The following is an 18,027-nucleotide window of genomic DNA, read 5'->3' on the forward strand; positions in this document are numbered from 1 at the left end:
TTTCAATATAAAAATGCTTAATTCAGTTTTATTTTTGAAATAAAACTATTTTTTTTAATTAGTATATAGCATCAACTACTAAAACATAAGGGATGAAGCTCAAAGGTTTTTTAGCTGTTGGTGTTAGTGTTTTTGGTTTTTCTGGTTTACTGATGGCTTGTAGTGTTGTAAGTCAGTTTGATCAAGTGGATGATGGCAAAATTAAGCTAGCATCTTCATTAACTTCGAAACGCGCAGCGGAAGCTTTAGAGACAGTAGTTAAAAAATATAACGATACTAAAGATCCTGGTGATTATCCAATTGAAATAGTACAAATTGCTGGGGGTTATGATGGGGGTAAAAAGGATGTTCAAACCAAGGTTAGTACCAAAGATAAAAATAACTTTTATAACCTGATTTTAAACTATCCAGAAATAGTAAGTACCTTATCAAGGTCTAAAATGGCTTTGAATTTTGATGGGGTTAATGTTGATAAACTCCATCCTAACTTTTTAAGCTTTAACAGCAGAATAGGTGGAATTAGAGATGATGGAATCTATGCTATTCCAATATCTATGTCCACTGATCTGATGGTCATTAATGGCCCTGTTTTACACTATATTCTAAACAGTGCTAGAAAAGAAGGTACACCAACTAGCACTACTGTTCAAGCAACTGTCAGTTCAAGAAGTGCAGAAAAAAAAGGTACATTAGAAATTGCAAATGATAGTGAAACTACTAAACTTTGACAGAACATCCAAACCACTGCTCAAAACAACAGTAATGAAACAACTAAGGAGCAAAAACAAGTAAAAAGATCTAGTAGTTCTTCATCTACAACATCTACTACTGGTGAAACTAAAGATACTACAAAATCAGATAACAAGATTAAAGAGTTTTGGGGTGAATATCAAGAAGTGGATGGAGGGTTAAAGAATTTTACCTTTAAAGCAAGCATCTTTGAAAACTGAAATGAAACGTTAGATTTTGCTACTAGAATAGCAAACTCTTTTCCTGAAAAGGTTAAAAATATAACAAATAAAACTGGGCTTGATTTACAAGGTGTTTTAGGAGTTGATAGTAGTTCTAATGCACTTTATGCAGCAGTTTTTGCAGCTGGTCAAGCTAACTATGATAACTTCTTTTTTAACATCGATAAAAGAACTGGTTATGCAGATTACTCTAACTTTTTAAATAAAGATAGTTCATACCAAAATTTAGAGAGTGTTTACAATGACTTTTATAAATTAATCCAAGCTAATGGTTTGTTTGTTAACCGTGGTGGTTCCTATTCATCCAACTTTGAAAAATTTCACCAATTGGCATTCTCAGTATCTTCTTCTGGAGGATACAGTTATTACTTTGCTAAAGATAATGCTAAGCGCTTAAAGTTTAGTAATTATGCTATTGAATATCCTAGTTTTACCCAAACAATTCAAGCTCCTAATTCTTCAGAAACAGAAAGTAATTTACTTGGTACTTTTAAATTAAGTGAAAAAGATATCAATCTATATAAAGGTTCAATTCCTAGTGGAAAACAACAAGGAGTTGATGCTATCTTAATTAGTAACCCAAACTTAATTAATATTCTTGAACAAGCAAAACAAAAAAACACTGCACAAGGAAGTGAATCAACCACTAACAAGATAATAGGTTATACCACCACTGCAAATGTTAATGTTGATAATCAAAACATCTTTTCTGTTAGCAAACTTAACAACGAACAGTTTCAAAGAAAAATCATTGTTAATGCCACTGAAGAAACACTTGATCAATCCCAAACCTTACAGAGCAATGAATCAATTGTTTTACCAATGCCTGGTAAATACAAATCAACTGATAAAAATAAAGTAATGATCACCCAAGGTCCTAACTTAATAGGCATCCATGCAAATGAAAAAGAAAATATTGAAACTAAAAAATTTGTTAATTGGTTTTTAAATCAAAGTATTACAGATTGGAATAGTAATAATCAGCAAAAAAATAGTGATCAAACAACAAAAACTGCTGCTGAATATTTCACTGATCAAGCTTCTTACATCCTTCCTTTAAAGGAAAAATTTAACAAAAGTTCAGATTTAGAATTGAAAGGCAGTAGTAGTTCTTCTAATTTAACAACCAGTAGTGCTAGCGCCTCTTTGTTAATAAGTAATAATAGTTCAACTGCAAGTTCTCCTGCTCCTAAAAAAACAAACAATAATTCTAATACCTTTACAGCTAAAGCACTAGAATTATTCCAACAAGCTGCTAACAATGAAATTATTCCCTTTAGTGATCCAAGTGACTTTAGGAACGGCACATTCCGTAATAATATAAGCAGTAGTTTTAATGCTGCGGTGAATTCTAAGGTTAGTTTTAATCAATTTGTCCAAAACTTTATTAATAGTTTAGGATCTGGATTTAGAAGATAATTAGTTAACCTCCCCCAACCTCTATTTTCTGTTACTAGTGCCTAAGGTGGCATTAGAGTATCACAACCTGAATAACCAAGTAGTCAAAGAGAGTTTGGAAGTGGAAGCAACTGATTCTTTTGATCCCACCCAAGGGTTGCAAAAAGATAGTCCAGTGAAGGATTCAAGTAAACAAGGGGAGAAACTCCAAGAGACCATGTCATCAATGAGTGGTATGGCTACCTCTACAAGAGATAAAGCCCTCAAGATTGAGGTGGAAAGGGGGAGTCAAAGTGATTCACTTTTAAAAAACGACTTTGCTAAAAAGCCACTGAAACATAAGAACAGTAGTGGGACAGAGGTGAAGTTGGATTCACAGAAGGATTTTCCCCAAGGAAAGGTTTGAAAACCGGTGTTGAAAACAGATGAGATAGAAAAAAATAGGGGGATGGGGGCGACTTAGACTTTCTCCCCTGAATCGGCAATGGTAAACCCTTCTCCAACTCCCCCTCCCCTTCAACTTCCGCTTCCTCAACCCCACTCCCCACTTTTTCTAACATTGGCGTAGGGGTTAAATCAATGATCACTCAACACTTAAATCAGCAAAACACCCGGTGGGTGTTTACACCTGGTAGTACACCAGACATTTGAACAGGAGCAGGTTATAGAAAAGCTAATAACAACAATAACGGCATCCCTTTTGAACAGGTGAAACCTAGTAGTAGTAGCAACACGTTTAATCCCAATTCAGATGATAATAAAGTCACACCATCAGGTGGCTCCTCCAAACCAACCACCTACACCCATTTACCCAACAGTATCAGTCCCACCAGTGACTGGATCAACGCATTAACCTTCACCAATAAGAATAACCCCCAGCGCAATCAGTTGTTGTTAAGAGCGTTATTAGGAACTATTCCGGTCTTGATCAATAAGAGTGGAACGGGAGATCAATTTAACAAGGATAGTGAGCAAAAATGAAACGAAACAGATAAATTAGGAGGCAACCTCCCGGGGTTTGGGGAGGTGAATGGTGCTTCTTATAAGATTTTTACTTATTTAATAATTAAAAAAAGTGTTAGGTTTTTTTAGTTTTTTATCTATTTAATATTTAAGAAATTCTCAAATTTTTCTTAGTTTTTTATTTGTTTAATAGTTAAAAAAAGCGTTATGTTTTATCTATTTTATTAGTTAAAAAAGTTTTGAATTTTTATCTATTTTTAGTTAATAAAAGTCTTATGTTTTTATCAAATTTTTATCTGTTTTTTGGTTAAAAAAGTTTTAGATTTTCTTTCTTAAATTTATTTATTAAATAGTTAATAAAAGTGTTAAGTTTTATCTATTTTTAATTAATAAAACCTCGACCCCTCTTCCTATCAAATCGCTGACCAAACCATCCATAACACCAACCTGTTTGTGTTGTTCAAGTCTAGGGATGTGAAGCTTACATATAGTTCAAGTGGCTCAAATAACCAGATTAGTTTTGATTCAACTAGTCAAGGTGAAAAACCCTCCTATGTGGTCGAGTTTACTAATTCCACCAACATTGGCATCAAGTGAAGGGTAGTGAAAAAGTATCAGTTAGATGTACCGAATGTTACCAATGAGATGAACGATGTACTGAAAGAATTGATCCTAGAACAACCCCTTACCAAGTATACCTTAAACAGTAGTTTGGCCAAAGAAAAGGGCAAAACCCAAAGGGAGGTGCATCTGGGTAGTGGGCAAGCAACTAATTGACGATCGATGCGTAACTCCATTGGTCTGAATGACAATCCCAGCCCCAATGCTTCAACTGGGTTTAAATTAGACAAAGGCAATGCATATAGAAAACTAAGTGAATCCTGACCAATTTATCAACCAATTGATGGGACCAAGCAGGGCAAAGGGAAGGATAGTAATGGGTGGAGTTCAACTGAAGCAACAATGGCAGCAGGGGATGCGCCCCTAAGTACAGGAGGGAGATCATCAGATCAAAGTAATAAATTCACCAAGTACCTCAACACCAAGCAAGCATTGGAAAGGATCGGCATCTTGTTTGATGGGGATGGAATGAGGAATGTGGTTACCCAACTCTACCAACCCAACAAGGTGAAAAGTGGTCAATATCAACAAAATAACACCTACAACAGGTTAATTGAGCCTGACAATGCAACAAGTGCAGCGAGCAGCATGACCAGCTTGTTAAAGCTGTTGTCTAGTAAAAACATCAAACAGAAGTTGGGGAAGGGGGGAACAGCAATGCAGGGAAATAATGGTGGAGGGGGTGTTAGTCAAACGATTAACACCATTACCACTACGGGAAATATTAGTGGCAATGGAACCATTCAAACGGCTTATCCGGTGAAAAAAGATGAAGCTTCAAATGTAGCGATCAATTCCTTGATTAACGCTACGCCCTTGAATAGTTATGGGGATTTAAATAATGCTAGTTTTTCTAAATAATTAAATTGTTAATAACAAAAAAATCTCTATTAAAAAAACCAACTTTAAAGTTGGTTTGAAATTCTAAATGGCGCGCCCAATAGGACTTGAACCCATAACCTTCTGGTCCGAAGCCAGACACTCTATCCGATTGAGCTATGGGCGCATATATTAATAAATTTTATTAATATAAGCAAGAACAATCTAATTCTTTATTAGAATTTAAACGATTTCATCTAATAGTTCAAATCACATATGGCAAAAGATAAAAAAAATAAGGTTGATGGAACAGAGCAATCAGTTGATCTATTTGAACGTACAAAACTTGAAGATACACAAGTTTTAAATGAAGTTGAACTTGATGATATTAAAAAGATAACAGAGCTTAGAAAAGAACTTGAACATACTTTTGAACCACAAACAAGAATGCAAATTAAGCGTGAAATTAAAGAAATAGAACGCAAAATGAAACGTTCTAGTCGCTAATTGATGTTTGTTAATTTACATACAAATTCATACTATAACTTTCTCAATTCTGCCCTTTCTCCTAAAAAGCTAGTTAATCTAGCAATTAATGATCAGCAAAAAGCTGTTGCTATTACAGATCCTAATCTTTTTGGCGCTGTTGAATTTTTTATAACTTGTAAGCAAAATAATATTAAACCAATTATTGGTTTAAACTTAACTGTTGAATACCAAAAAAATGATGTTAAGTTATTACTAATTGCTAAATCAAATAAAGGCTTTCAAACGTTGAACAAAATAGCATTAATTCAACAAAAACTTGAAATTAATTCTTTAGTTGATCAACTAACAGATATTGCAGTAATTATCTGTTCTTTAACAACATGAAAATCTACTTATAAGGATGTTTATCAAGCAAAAGGAATTGAAATAAATCAAACCCCGATTGCCATTCTTGCAAATGCTGTTAACTGTGAAAAAACTAATAGCGATCAAGTAGTTTTAACAGTTTTGAAACAAATGAAACAAAACCAAACGGGAAAAATAACTACATTTGATTGGGATCTTAAACAAAAATTAAATCAAATTTCAATTAATGAAAATTTAAAAGTAAAGAGTGAAATTCAACCTTTTTTAGATCAAAAAACTGCACAACAATTATTCAGTGAAACAGAACTTAATAATCTGAATGATCTAGTTAATAGATGTGAATTAGATTTGGAGCACCTAAAAGCTGCTTCACTTTCTTTAACTGATAATGATGCAGCAGTTTTAGAAAGTTTGTGCCAAACCAATTTAAAACAGTTTTTAGATAAAAATCAAGATCTAAATAAAAAAGCCTATCAGCTACGTTTAGAGAAGGAATTAAATGTTATCAATAAACTTAATTTTGCTAGCTATTTTTTAGTTGTCAATGATCTTGTTAATTATGCTTTTAAAAAGGACATCTTAATTGGTTCTGGTAGAGGTTCTGCAGTAGGATCATTAGTGGCTTTTTTATTAAACATTACCAAGATAGACCCAGTCCAACACCAGCTTATTTTCGAACGTTTTATCTCAACCCACCGTCAAGATCTACCTGATATTGATATTGATATCATGGAGAATAAAAGAGCAGAAATGATAAATTATCTGTTTGAAAAATATGGCAAAGAAAACTGTGCACAAATTGTTACTTTTCAACGTTTTAAAACCCGTTCTGCTGTTAAAGAAGTTGCTAAATTATTTAATGATTATGGCATTAGTGACATGATCCTAGGAGTGTTACCTAAAGATCAAACTATAACATTCACTGATCTTAAAGCTACTGAAGATAGTGCTTTACAACTTTGTTTACAACAGTTTGGTTTAATTGTTGAATTAGCACTAGCAATAGTTGATTTTCCAAGACAATCAAGTATCCATGCTTCAGGCATAGTTATCGCTTCAAATTCTTTGATTAAAACCATTCCCTTGTTACAGCTTGACAATAATCACTTTTTAACTCAAGTTTCAATGGAATGGTTAAGTTTTTTTAATCTCAATAAGTTTGATCTGCTTGGTTTAATTAACCTTACTATGATTAGCGATGTAATTACCCAAATTAAACCATCTAACCAGACCGTTAACCAGTTTTTAAATACCATTTCTTGAACTGATCAAAACACCTTTATAAACTTAGTAAATGAAGATACACTAGGAATCTTTCAACTTGAATCGTTTGGCATGAAAAAATTACTGGTTCAGATTAAACCTAAAACCATTAATCAACTAGCAATTGTTCTAGCGCTTTACAGACCAGGTGCACAGGATAACATTAACCTTTTTATTAACCGCTTGCACAATGGTTATGATCAATCTGACATTGATCCTAGGATTTTACCCATTGTGAAAAATACCTATGGAGTTTTAATTTTTCAAGAGCAGATCATTAACATCGTTAAAGTTGTGGCTAACTACTCTTTAGAAGAAGCAGATAGCTTCCGTAGAGCCATTTCTAAAAAGGATGTTAAATTGATCCAAAAAAATAAGCGTAACTTCTTTGAAAGAGCAGTTCAAAATAACTTTGATTTAAAGACTACTACCAAAATTTTTAGCTACATAGAACGCTTTGCTAACTATGGGTTTAACCTTTCTCATGCGTTGGGTTATGCACTGCTTTCATACTGAACAGCTTGACTTAAAACTAACTATCCTGTTTATTTTTATTTATGGTTATTAAACCATTTTCAATCTAGTAAAGACAAACAAAAACTAATTATTAGAACTTTAGAAAAAAGTGGTATTGAAATTTATCCACCTCTTTTAAATAAAGCTCAACCAAATAGTGTTATAGAAAATAAAAAAATTTATTTAGGTCTAAACCTAATTAAGGGAATTAATGACAGGTACATCCAAAACTTACAAAAAGTGCAACATTTAATTCAAACTCAAAATAACTTACAACTAACTGATGTAGTAAGTTGGTGTTTGGATAAAACCATTGGTGATATCCCTTTAAAAGATTTACTTTTATTAAAAACTATGGGCTGTTTTGATTTTTTTGAATACACTTATGACTTTAATGATGCAAAGGATTTTTGAATTAAAAGCGATCACCTATTGTTTACCAGAATGCCTTTAGAAAAAAAGGATAGTAATTTTTGAATTAAACAATTTTTTACCAATTAGTTGAACATGAAAAAAGCAATCCTGATTGATGGCAATTCCTTAGCATACCGTGCTTATTTTGCAACGTGAAAACAAGTTGAATATGCTAAGCAAAATAATTTACCTTTCAATAATGCAATAAGAACAATGTTACTAATGTGTTGGAATTTAATTAAAGCCAATGTTTATCAATATGGAATTGTAAGTTTTGACACTAAAGCGCCAACTTTCCGTGATCAAATCTATGAAGGATATAAACAAAAAAGGGTTAAAACTCCAGTTGAACTTTTAGTACAAATTCCTCTAATTAAACAAGCGCTTGTTTATTTAGGGTTTTTAGTTTGTGAAAAAGATGGCTTTGAAGCAGATGATTTGATTGGTAGTTATGCCAATTTATTTACAAAGCAAGAAATAACAGTTGATATTTACAGTTCAGATCGAGATATGTTGCAATTAGTAAACGCCTTTACTAATGTGTTTCTCTGTATTAAAGGTACAAAGGAGATGGTTATGTACAACAATGAAAATTTCAAATCACTTTTTTATGGTTTGGCGCCCTATCAAGTTGTTGAATATAAGGGGTTAGTTGGTGATAACAGCGATAATTTAGCAGGGATTAAAGGGATAGGTCCCATCAAAGGGATAGAATTACTCCAACAATATGGAACCATTGATAACATCTACACTAACTTCAATAATCTCCCCAACCAACTTCAAAAACTTTTAAATAACCAAAAGGAAATAGCTAAAACCTTTAGTTTTCTAGCTAAAATTAAAACTGATATTGAACTTGATCAAAACATAGATCTTACTGGTTTAAAACCAATCCAAAAACAAGCGTTAATTCAACTTCTAAGTGAAAACAAAATTAATACTTTAGTTGAAAAATTTTCAAAAATATAATGCCTGAACTTCCTGAAGTAACTACTGTTATTAATGAACTTAAAGAAACTGTTTTAAATAAACCTTTAGATCAAGTTCAAGTTAACCTAAGAAAGGTTTTGAAAAATATTGATCCTCAATTGCTGAATAAACAATTAAAAAATCAGTTTTTTACTGATATTAAGCGTAAGGGTAAATATATCATTTTTCTTTTAAGTAATGGTTTGTATTTAGTTTCGCATTTACGTATGGAAGGTAAATACTTTTTTGAAGAAAGAGGTAGTAAATTTAATCAAAAGCATGTTTTAGTAGAATTTCATTTTGATGATGGTAGTCAACTCAATTATCATGACACCAGACAATTTGGAACGTTCCATTTGTATGAAAAGTTAGAACAAGCAGCACAATTAAATAAACTTGCATTTGATCCTCTAGAAGCTGGTTTTGACTATAGGAAAATCTTCCAAAAAGCACAAAATTCAAAACGTAAAGTTAAAACTTTTATTTTAGACCAAACAGTGATTAGTGGAATTGGCAATATTTATGCAGATGAAATCTTATTTGCAAGCAAAATTAATCCTGAAACAATGGTTGATCAACTAACAATTAAAGAGATAGAGATTTTATGTAAAAATGCTACCAAAATTTTAGCTAAAGCAATAGTTATGAAAGGTACTACCATCAGCAGCTTTAGTTTTAAAAAAGATCATACTGGAGGCTATCAAAACTTTTTAAAAGTTCACACTAAAAAAGATCAACCTTGCTCAGTTTGTAACCAATTAATTGTTAAAAAGAAGATTAATGGAAGGGGGAGCTATTTTTGTTTAAACTGTCAAAAAATCACAACCAAAGTTTCTACAAAACTCAATCCATAAATTTTTTAAAACTTTAAATATCTTAAAATTAACTTTTAACAAACTAATTGAAAACTTTATTTAACAAAGTAATGCTGTAATTAATCAATTAGTTAATGAACATTAAATAACATTTATGAAAAACGAAATTAAATATCTTTATTCTGACTTGGATGGTACTATTGTTAGCTGAAATCCTAAAACAGAATTTGTTTATCAAAATAAAAGTTATAAAAATTTCCATGAAGTTAGTGATGCTACTATTAGTGCTTTTTACCGATTGCAACAAAAGGGAATTAAGGTTGGTATTGTTACTGGTAGGGATTATTGTCGGGTGTTATGACTTGAAAAACAACTTAGAACAGGATTGCCTACCATTACTTTAGATGGGGCTATTATCTTTTATCAAAACGAAATCTTAAGTCAAACTTATTTAGATGATAGATTTATTGAAGGGATTAATAACATAGTAAAGCGCTTTCCTGAAGCTGCTTATAAACTTAACAGTGGTTGAATTAGTTACTTTACTAAAAACCCTTCTGTTATCTTTGAAATTGATTATGCTTTTCTTGGCTATTTCAACCCTAACACCAAACTACAAAAAAAGTTTATAGACAGTACTGAAAATTGAGATCTTAATAAACTAAAAGTTAATCAGGTTTACTTTGATATTGATACTTGCCCCTTAGCAATGCAAAAGGAAATAATTGAACTAATTAGTGTTAGTGATGTAAATGCCAAAATCTATGAGCACTCTATGTACATTATTAAAAATGGTGTTTCTAAAGCTAGTGCATTGCAAAGCCTTAACCAGTTTGCAATTCCAATAACAAAAGATAACACTATTGTTTGTGGGGATGGAGATAATGACATTGAAATGATGCAGTGAGCTAAACACAGTGTCTCACTAATCGGTAGTAATCCCAAATGCTTTGCTCTAGCAAAATACCACACTGATAGTGTTGACAATGATGGTATTGCTAACTGGATTGAAAAAAACTTGTTATGTTAATTGCAATCGTAGGTAAACCAGGTGTTGGTAAAACCAGTCTATTGCAATATCTCAAAGATAACTATCACTTTTCAGTTTTTTATGCAGATAGTTTTATCCATGAACAGTACCAAAAAAACAATCCAGGTTATCAATTAATCATGGATCATTTTGGCAAAGAGTTTGTCAATCAAACTGAAGTTGATCGTAAAAAACTAGCAAACTATGTTTTTAGTGATGATAAGTTAATCGAAAAACTTTCACTAGTAACAAAACCGCTGTTAATAGCGTGAATCAAATCCTTAAAAACCCAGTTTCAAAAAAAGCTAGCACTAATAGAGATTGCTGTGATGCTTAACTATTGAAATGAATATAGATCGTTGTTTGATTATGTGATTAAATTAGAAAGGGATGATCAGCTAGTTAACTTAGCTTTACAACAACGTAATAGTCATAAAAAAGTTAAGGATTTGATTAAAGAGCCTAATTGCAAAATAGATACAATTTTCAACAACGATTCGATTGCAACAGCTGCTTTAAAGCTAATTAAGTTGCTAGAAACTTTTTTAGAAAGAAATAAATGCCGTTGTGATTGTTGTCATATTCAGTAATAAACTTAGCATTTTTTTTAGCTAAATCAGTGCCATTAACCAAAGCAACTGGCCATTTAACACTTTGAAATATTTCAACATCATTATCAGCATCACCAAAGACCATAGTCTTTTCAGGATCAAGATTATAATTATCAACTAATACTTTCAATCCATAAGCCTTATTAACATCTTTTTGCATGATATCAAGAGCAAATGTCATTGAACTCACATAGTTAATATCTTGAATTTGATCTAGTTGTTTTGCTAGAAAAGGAACTTTTTCTCTGTTTTTAGTTACCAGTAAGATCTTTGTAATAGTATGTTGCTTAAAATCAAAATCCAAAGCTTTTTCAAACTTGTTAACTATGTAGTTATTTTCAATGAGATCAATTCCTACTATTTGACTTCTAGTTGAAAGAATTTTAGCTGAATCAAGCTCATGTGTAAAAGCAAAAACCTTTTTATCTGTATAGAAATAAAATGTTTCTTGAAATTCCAACAACATTTGCATAATTGCAGGTATTACTTTATTATCAATAGGTTTGATATGAACTGGTTTTTCACTAGCAAAATCATAAACAAGTGCACCATTGGAAGAAATTACAGGTAGATTTGGTGTAATAAAGGTAGCTGTGTTTCTAATTAAAATATGGCTTCTACCACTAGCAAAAGTGATTCTAATCCCTTTTTTCTGTAAATCCTTTAAAAACTCAACTGTTTGTTCTAATGGAATTTGGTTGCTTGAAAGCAAGGTACCATCAAGGTCAAAAATAATGTTTTTCAGTTCCATTTAGCTATATACTTTTATCTATTTTTTTAAAAGAACATTAATAATTCGATCCTGAACATAAACTACCCTCTCAATCGGTTGGTTGAGAATGTCATTTATCTCTTTATCCTGTTTAAATGATTCTAAAACATCTATCTCTAAACTACCTTTAGTAAATTCTTTAGCTGCTTTAAATTTGCCATTAATTGAAAGAATAACCTTAGTTTTAGCAGTCTCAAAAAGTTGATAATCAACTAAAGAAATCGCTTGTTTAACAACAAATGGTTCAAGTCCACATTTTTCATTCAATTCTTCAGCAAGAAAGGGCGCAAAAAACGACAGTACTGTTAAAAATCCCTTTGCATAATTTAAGCTAATTTTTTTGGTTTTATAGAGAAAGTTTAAAAAGATCATCATTTCACTAATCACCAGATTTAGTTCATGTTTGTCAAGATGACAATAACTGTTTTTTAAAAACAAATTGTAAGCAAAGATTGTCTCTTGACTAACTTGATCAGTAACAACAGCATGATTAAAAAAGAAGTTATAAACTCGATCCAATCACCTTCTCATCCCGTTTAACCCTTCATCATTTCAAGTTAAACTAGCACTAATTGGGCCCATAAACATTAAGTACAACCTTAAAGCATCTGCTCCATGTGAATCAACAAGTGGTGTGGGGTTAATGGTATTACCTTTGGATTTGGACATCTTTTTACCATCAGGACCTAACACCATACCCTGATTAATTAATTTTTGAAATGGTTCTTTTGTTGATACTAGCTTCTTGTCAAACAAAAATTTGTGTCAAAAACGGGCATACAAAAGGTGTAAAACTGCATGTTCCGCACCCCCAACATAAAGATCAACTGGAAGGTATTGATCAAATAATTTCTTCGCTTCTTTTGAATCAATTGGTCAAAAATTAGGGTTTTTAATCAACATTAAATAACCCAGATAATACCAACAAGAACCAGCTCATTGGGGCATGGTATTAGTTTCCCTTTGGTAATGGATGTTATCTTTGACTATGTTTACCCAAGCTTGATTTCTCATTAGTGGAGAATTACCACTTCCATCTGGTTTGTAATTCTCAAGTAAGGGTAATTCAACAGGGAGTTGTTCTACCAAATGAGGAGTGTTATTTTCATCAAAAATAATTGGAAAAGGTTCGCCCCAATAACGCTGTCTACTGAAGATCCAATCACGCAGTTTATATACAGTTGTTAATTTCGCTTTATTTTGTGAAATTAACTCATTAGTAATAGCTACTTGTGCTTCTTTAGTTGTTAATCCGTTATATGCAAATGAATTTTGCAGCCGTTCTTTTTTATCAATGACGTTGATAATTTTCAACTTTTGTTTACGTGCGAAGAAGTTATCATTTTCATTGTGTGCTCCAACACCCATAATAGCATCTGTTCCATATCCTTCAATTACATAGTTAGCAACATAGACAGGGATCAATTCATTTGTAAGAGGGTGAATAGCATTTGTTAATAAATCTATCCCATCATATAAAGTTGCTTTTTGCTTTAAAGTTGTGGTTTTCTGGAGTTGTTTTTTTAAAAAACTAGCTACTTTTTTATTTGTTTCTGCTATCTTTTTTGCTAACCAATGGTTGGTTGAAACTGCAAGAAAACTAACCCCAAAAATTGTTTGTGGTTTAGTTGTAAAAATTGCAATAGCTTCCTTATGATCTTTTAGTTGAAAGTTAATAGTAACACCTTTACTTTTACCAATTCAGTTCCGTTGCATCTCTTTAATTGGTTCAGGTCAATCAAGTGTATCTAAGCCTTCAAGAAGTGCATCAGCAAAAGTAGTGATTTTCAAAACTCACTGTTTCATCTTGCGTTTTTCAACTGAAAATGAACCCCTTTCACTAACTGCGTTGCCATTACTATCAATTAAAACTTCTTCATTAGCCAATACAGTACCTAGCTGTTCACACCAATTAACATCAATATCAACTAATTCCGCTAGGTTTGCTTTAAACAGCTCACTGAAGATCCATTGTGTGTATTTGTAATAACGTGGATCAGTTGTTTTGAGACTTAAATGATAGTCATAATCAAAACCAAAACTAGTTAATTGATTAATAAAGTTATTAATGTTTTGATCTGTTCAACTGCCAGGGTTTTGATTAGAGTTAATAGCATACTGTTCAGCAGGTAAACCAAAAGCATCAAAACCAATCGGATGGATCACATTAAATCCTTTAGCTTTGTAATACCTACTTATTACATCAGTGATAGTATAAGCTCTAACATGTCCTAAATGTAATCCTGCTGCTGAGGGATAAGGGAACATGTCAAGGACATAATATTTCTTTTTGTTACTATCGCTTTCAAAGCGGTTAACATCTTTGTTTTTTCATTTTTTTAACCACTTTTCTTCAATTAAATTGTGATTGTACATCTAATTGCTTTGATAAGAACGCTTGATTGCATATTTAGTTAAGCGATAGAGTATGTCAACAATAATCGCAATAATCAAACCAAATAACAACCCAAAGCCAACAGGGATAAAAAAGTGAACCATTGTTTTAAATAAGACTGGTTGGTTTGCAACTGTGGCATTAAACCAACTGTTAATGTTGGGAAAAATCGTTAAAATAATCCCACTAGCATCACTGGAAGCGAGTAAATCAGCCCACTGAGCTGTTTGGTATGTATTAAGTCAAAAACTACCAATAAAAATAAAAAACCCAATTACCATCAAAAAAACTAGGATTGCAATTTTCACTAGTTTAAACAAAAGTGTCATTGTAGTTTTCAGTAAGTTATTTCAATTATAAAGTTAGATAAATTTTCAATCTAACTTTTGTAACTTTAATTTTTCAAGGATCATTTTAATAATAGTTACTATTGGTAGTTTTGCATCTATAATACAGTAATTAATCCCAAAATCATTACAAACCGCTTCCATAAATCCAGTGTAAACCCTGTGTAAATTTTGAAAGTAAAGTTGATTTTTAGTAAAGTTATCAATCTCTACTTTGCGGTTACGCATAAATAGTCTTTTTTCAAATAATTTTCAATCCCCATCCAAAATGACATATAAATTAGGAACCCCATGCTTATTAACTAGTTCTTTTGCTAATCTATTTCACAGTTGGTTATAGTATGAAAAGACTGCAGGACGAATGATGTTGTGCTTAGCAAACAACCAGTCTTCAAAGATAGAACGATCAAAAATGGTTGGATTGATAGTGTTGCAATTGTTCTGGTATTTACCAAAGCGATTAAGCGTAAAATAAAGCTGAAACAAAGGTGAATAGAGCAATTCATCACTACGTTCATACATCTTTGCTAGTAAAAGTTCAACCAACTGGTCATTAGTTTCCAATTCACAAACAACTTTTGCAGCTTGAATGTGGTTAGCTAATGTATTAGCAATGGTGGTTTTTCCTAAAGCAATCATTCCCCCGATCACAATACAATTAGCAATTTTATTTGGTTGAAAATGGGGCTTTTTTAGTTGCATATAAACACTTTTTAATATGTTGGGTTAAGGTTTATTTTTAATAAAAAACCATCACACTCACTGACAAGTCTTAATGCTGCTCCATTTCTGGCCTGACATGATTCGACTCTAATGATGTGATGGTTCTAAATTCTAACAATTATTTAAATCTTAATCAATTAATTTACTAACCCTGTTAATAGAATTGGATTTGGGTTGTGTAGTGCCTCTAGGCAATGAACTTGAATTTGATTTTTTAGATGGTTTGATCGGTTCATTCTCTTGATCTAATTGCTGTTGTGACGCTGGAGTTTCTTGTTGATAATTTGTTGGCGTTGAATGATCAAGTTTAGTAATTTCAGCTATCTTTTTTGTTAGTTTTGCTTTGGTTTTTTCAAACTGCTTAATGAAGTTAGTAAAGCCAGTCTTTGGATTCTTAGTTTCATCAAAAATGGTTGCAATAATCTCATCAAGCTTGGTGAAATCAATTTCTATTTCGGTGGTGAGCTTTTGGTGTTTTTGAAGCGAATTTACAACTAACTTATATGCTTTTTTTAATGCTTGCTTTTCTTTTTCAGCGGTTTTTAAAAGTGATTGGGTTTCACTAATTTCCCCATCTTTAAGTGCTAACTTGTCTTCAAATACGGTTTGGATGTGTTGATCACGTTTATAAATTGCTTCATTACACTGCACTTCATATTCCTTTAACAATTCCTCTACATTAATACTTTCATGTTCTTCAATTAGTTTCTTATTGGCTTCTTTTATTGCATGTAACTGTTTATTTAATGCTTCAATTTGGTGTTCTTTTGCTTCTACCAGCTGCTGCATTTGGATAATTTCACTTTCACTTTGTTTGAGTTGTGAGAAAAGTTCGCTGTTCTGTTGAACTTGACGGTTAATCTCTCCTTCCAAGCGTACCTTAAGTTGTTCTTGCAAACTTAAGATCCTTTTTAAACGTTCTTTTTCACTTCTCGCTTCAGGACCAAACTTTTTTAATAACAAAACAAGCATCTGGTTCCAATCAACATTTTTTGGGTTGCTTGTTCGTAGTTTGACATAAGCAGTTTTTGCTTGTTCTAAAAAAACATCAAGCTGGGCTTTGGAAGCAAAGGGAAACTTGGCTAAAAAGAAGTTAATAGTTTCTCTTCTTTGAAAGTCATCAAAGTCTCTATAGTAATCAAAATTATTCATGGAAAGCTAATTCTCTAAAGAAGCTAATGATAGCATCAGGATCATTAAAGTCTAAATCATAATGGTGTCTAACATAAACACTAACAAAACTAAAGATTGCTAAAACAAAACTAGTAAAGAGAAAAAACGGGAGTTTATTGCCATGGTTTTTAACAAACAAATCTAACTTTTCATTAGCAATTTTTTTAAAACTAACTACATCACTAAACTGGTTAGGATCTAGTAAATAGTTGTTAAGATCACTAACTTTACTTTCAACCCATTCCAAGTTAGCTTGGTTATATTGAAATTCACTTTTAATAGTTGCAAAATCAGTTTTTTCAACCTTGTTCAAAATTGATTTGAAGCCATTTGTGTATTTTTGAACAAAACTATCCATTTTACTTGTTATCAAATATTACTCCTAAGAGTTGCTCAGGTTTTAAACTGCCAAAGTAATCACTAAAATGATCAAGTTCATTGAAGAGTTTTTCAAAGGTTTTATAATCGTACTTCTGACCAATTAGTTTTTTTGTTACTGGGGTGATATCAACAACACTTAAAAAGTCCCCATAAAACTTAATATCAACAACTGTTCCTTTCTCTACTTGAACATTGCACTCAAATAAACCAGCATTATTAAAATAACGCTTGTTTTTAAAGTTGTATTCATAAGTTTTACCAAAGTTTCACTCCCATGATTGAAAGTGTTCTTTTGCTCTTTTTTCAACCTTTGCTAGTGCATCTTTAGTTAAAACAATTGTTTCTGCTTTTTCAGTAACAGTGAAAAAATTAATCATCTCTTCTAAAAATTTTGCTGTTGTTCAATTTGGTAAATACTCCTTTACATTAACAACGCGCTTAGCAACACTGTCAACACCCTTACTTGCTATCTTGGTCTTATCAACATTTAAATACTTTGCTAACTTAGAAAAGTCAGTGTCAAACAATAATGTTCCATGGACTAATAACCTGTCTTTAGCGATATATTCAGCTAACCCAGAAAACTTCTTGTTATTAATCTCAAGGTCATTACGACCATGAAATACAGCAGGTACATTTAAGCTATTTAAGAACTTCACCACATTTCTTGTAGTTTGTTCATAAGCATTTTCCATCACTTTACCTGTTCTTGGCAAAATAATAGAAAAACAGATGTTACCAAGGTCATGAAACACCGCTCCCCCGCCTGAAAAACGTCTAAACAAGTTAACCTTATCACTTTCCAACTCCTTTAAGTTAACCTCAGCATAAGTATTTTGGTTTCTTCCCACCACAATAGTGTTAGCGTTCTGCCAAAAGTAGATGACCTTAACTAACTCATTTTTTCTAAATTCAGTTAGCAATCACTCCTCTAAAGCTGCATTAAAATACGGATTGAAAACAGGGGAAGTAATAATGAAAGTTTGCATCA

At 32.0% G+C, this 18,027-nt stretch carries 14 protein-coding genes, 1 tRNA gene, 1 other RNA gene and 3 pseudogenes; 10 read left to right on the forward strand and 9 right to left on the reverse strand.

The window, feature by feature from the left end; translation table 4 throughout:
- The first annotated feature begins 92 nt into the window (after positions 1-92).
- The 4 genes and pseudogenes from MG_RS01520 to MG_RS03030 form a co-directional block, all read left to right on the forward strand.
- Positions 93-2,390 carry a P68 family surface lipoprotein gene (locus MG_RS01520; protein ID WP_009885795.1) on the forward strand — a complete coding sequence of 766 codons (2,298 nt, stop codon included), beginning with the start codon at positions 93-95 and terminating at the stop codon, positions 2,388-2,390.
- A gap of 10 nt (positions 2,391-2,400) precedes the next feature.
- Positions 2,401-2,829, forward strand: a pseudogene (locus MG_RS01525) (hypothetical protein); the annotation flags it as partial.
- Positions 2,829-3,404, forward strand: a pseudogene (locus MG_RS01530) (adhesin P1); the annotation flags it as partial. The pseudogenes MG_RS01525 and MG_RS01530, both read left to right, overlap by 1 nt.
- 1,041 nt (positions 3,405-4,445) lie before the next feature.
- A pseudogene (locus MG_RS03030) lies at positions 4,446-4,787 on the forward strand (MgpC family cytadherence protein); the annotation flags it as partial.
- 95 nt (positions 4,788-4,882) lie between these two features.
- On the opposite strand, the gene MG_RS01540 reads toward MG_RS03030, so the two are convergent.
- Positions 4,883-4,959, reverse strand: a tRNA-Arg gene (locus tag MG_RS01540).
- Positions 4,960-5,048: 89 nt separating this feature from the next.
- Here MG_RS01540 and MG_RS01545 point away from each other — a divergent pair.
- The 6 genes from MG_RS01545 (at position 5,049) to coaE (ending at position 11,224) form a co-directional block, all read left to right on the forward strand.
- Positions 5,049-5,279, forward strand: coding sequence for a hypothetical protein (locus MG_RS01545; protein WP_009885892.1), 231 nt, complete (start codon positions 5,049-5,051; stop codon positions 5,277-5,279).
- A 3-nt stretch (positions 5,280-5,282) separates the two neighbouring features.
- Positions 5,283-7,907 (forward strand): DNA polymerase III subunit alpha, encoded by a 2,625-nt coding sequence (gene dnaE / locus MG_RS01550; RefSeq protein ID WP_009885893.1) that lies wholly within the window; start codon positions 5,283-5,285, stop codon positions 7,905-7,907.
- Positions 7,908-7,913: 6 nt separating this feature from the next.
- Positions 7,914-8,789 carry a 5'-3' exonuclease gene (locus MG_RS01555; protein ID WP_010869399.1) on the forward strand — a complete coding sequence of 292 codons (876 nt, stop codon included), beginning with the start codon at positions 7,914-7,916 and terminating at the stop codon, positions 8,787-8,789.
- Positions 8,789-9,643: a DNA-formamidopyrimidine glycosylase gene (gene mutM, locus MG_RS01560; protein WP_010869400.1), complete on the forward strand. Its 855-nt coding sequence runs from the start codon at positions 8,789-8,791 to the stop codon at positions 9,641-9,643. Before MG_RS01555 ends, mutM begins: the two co-directional genes overlap by 1 nt.
- A gap of 115 nt (positions 9,644-9,758) precedes the next feature.
- Positions 9,759-10,634: a Cof-type HAD-IIB family hydrolase gene (locus tag MG_RS01565; RefSeq protein WP_009885894.1), complete on the forward strand. Its 876-nt coding sequence runs from the start codon at positions 9,759-9,761 to the stop codon at positions 10,632-10,634.
- A complete protein-coding gene (coaE, locus tag MG_RS01570) occupies positions 10,628-11,224 on the forward strand; it encodes a dephospho-CoA kinase (RefSeq protein WP_009885895.1) in 597 nt (198 codons plus the stop codon). Before MG_RS01565 ends, coaE begins: the two co-directional genes overlap by 7 nt.
- Here coaE and MG_RS01575 read toward each other — a convergent pair.
- From MG_RS01575 to MG_RS01605, 8 genes are all read right to left on the reverse strand, one after another.
- Positions 11,160-11,996 (reverse strand): Cof-type HAD-IIB family hydrolase, encoded by an 837-nt coding sequence (locus MG_RS01575; protein ID WP_009885896.1) that lies wholly within the window; start codon positions 11,994-11,996, stop codon positions 11,160-11,162. The genes coaE and MG_RS01575 overlap by 65 nt on opposite strands.
- An 18-nt stretch (positions 11,997-12,014) precedes the next feature.
- Positions 12,015-14,393 (reverse strand): leucine--tRNA ligase, encoded by a 2,379-nt coding sequence (leuS, locus tag MG_RS01580; RefSeq protein ID WP_010869401.1) that lies wholly within the window; start codon positions 14,391-14,393, stop codon positions 12,015-12,017.
- On the reverse strand, positions 14,394-14,741 hold the full coding sequence (locus MG_RS01585) for an MPN385 family protein (protein ID WP_009885898.1): 348 nt from the start codon (positions 14,739-14,741) through the stop codon (positions 14,394-14,396).
- Positions 14,742-14,774: 33 nt separating this feature from the next.
- A complete protein-coding gene (locus tag MG_RS01590) occupies positions 14,775-15,461 on the reverse strand; it encodes a deoxynucleoside kinase (RefSeq protein WP_009885899.1) in 687 nt (228 codons plus the stop codon).
- Positions 15,462-15,496: 35 nt separating this feature from the next.
- Positions 15,497-15,592: signal recognition particle sRNA small type (gene ffs / locus MG_RS02775), an RNA gene on the reverse strand.
- Positions 15,593-15,611: 19 nt separating this feature from the next.
- Positions 15,612-16,634 carry a hypothetical protein gene (locus MG_RS01595; RefSeq protein ID WP_009885900.1) on the reverse strand — a complete coding sequence of 341 codons (1,023 nt, stop codon included), beginning with the start codon at positions 16,632-16,634 and terminating at the stop codon, positions 15,612-15,614.
- The gene (locus MG_RS01600) at positions 16,627-17,013 is read right to left on the reverse strand and encodes a hypothetical protein (RefSeq protein ID WP_009885901.1); all 387 of its coding nucleotides are present in this window, start codon (positions 17,011-17,013) and stop codon (positions 16,627-16,629) included. The genes MG_RS01595 and MG_RS01600 overlap by 8 nt, the downstream gene beginning before the upstream one ends.
- A gap of 1 nt (position 17,014) precedes the next feature.
- On the reverse strand, positions 17,015-18,025 hold the full coding sequence (locus tag MG_RS01605) for a lipoate--protein ligase (RefSeq protein WP_009885902.1): 1,011 nt from the start codon (positions 18,023-18,025) through the stop codon (positions 17,015-17,017).
- Between the last annotated feature and the right edge of the window lie 2 nt (positions 18,026-18,027).

The sequence above is a fragment of the Mycoplasmoides genitalium G37 genome (genome assembly GCF_000027325.1).
Taxonomy (GTDB): domain Bacteria; phylum Bacillota_I; class Bacilli_A; order Mycoplasmatales; family Mycoplasmoidaceae; genus Mycoplasmoides; species Mycoplasmoides genitalium.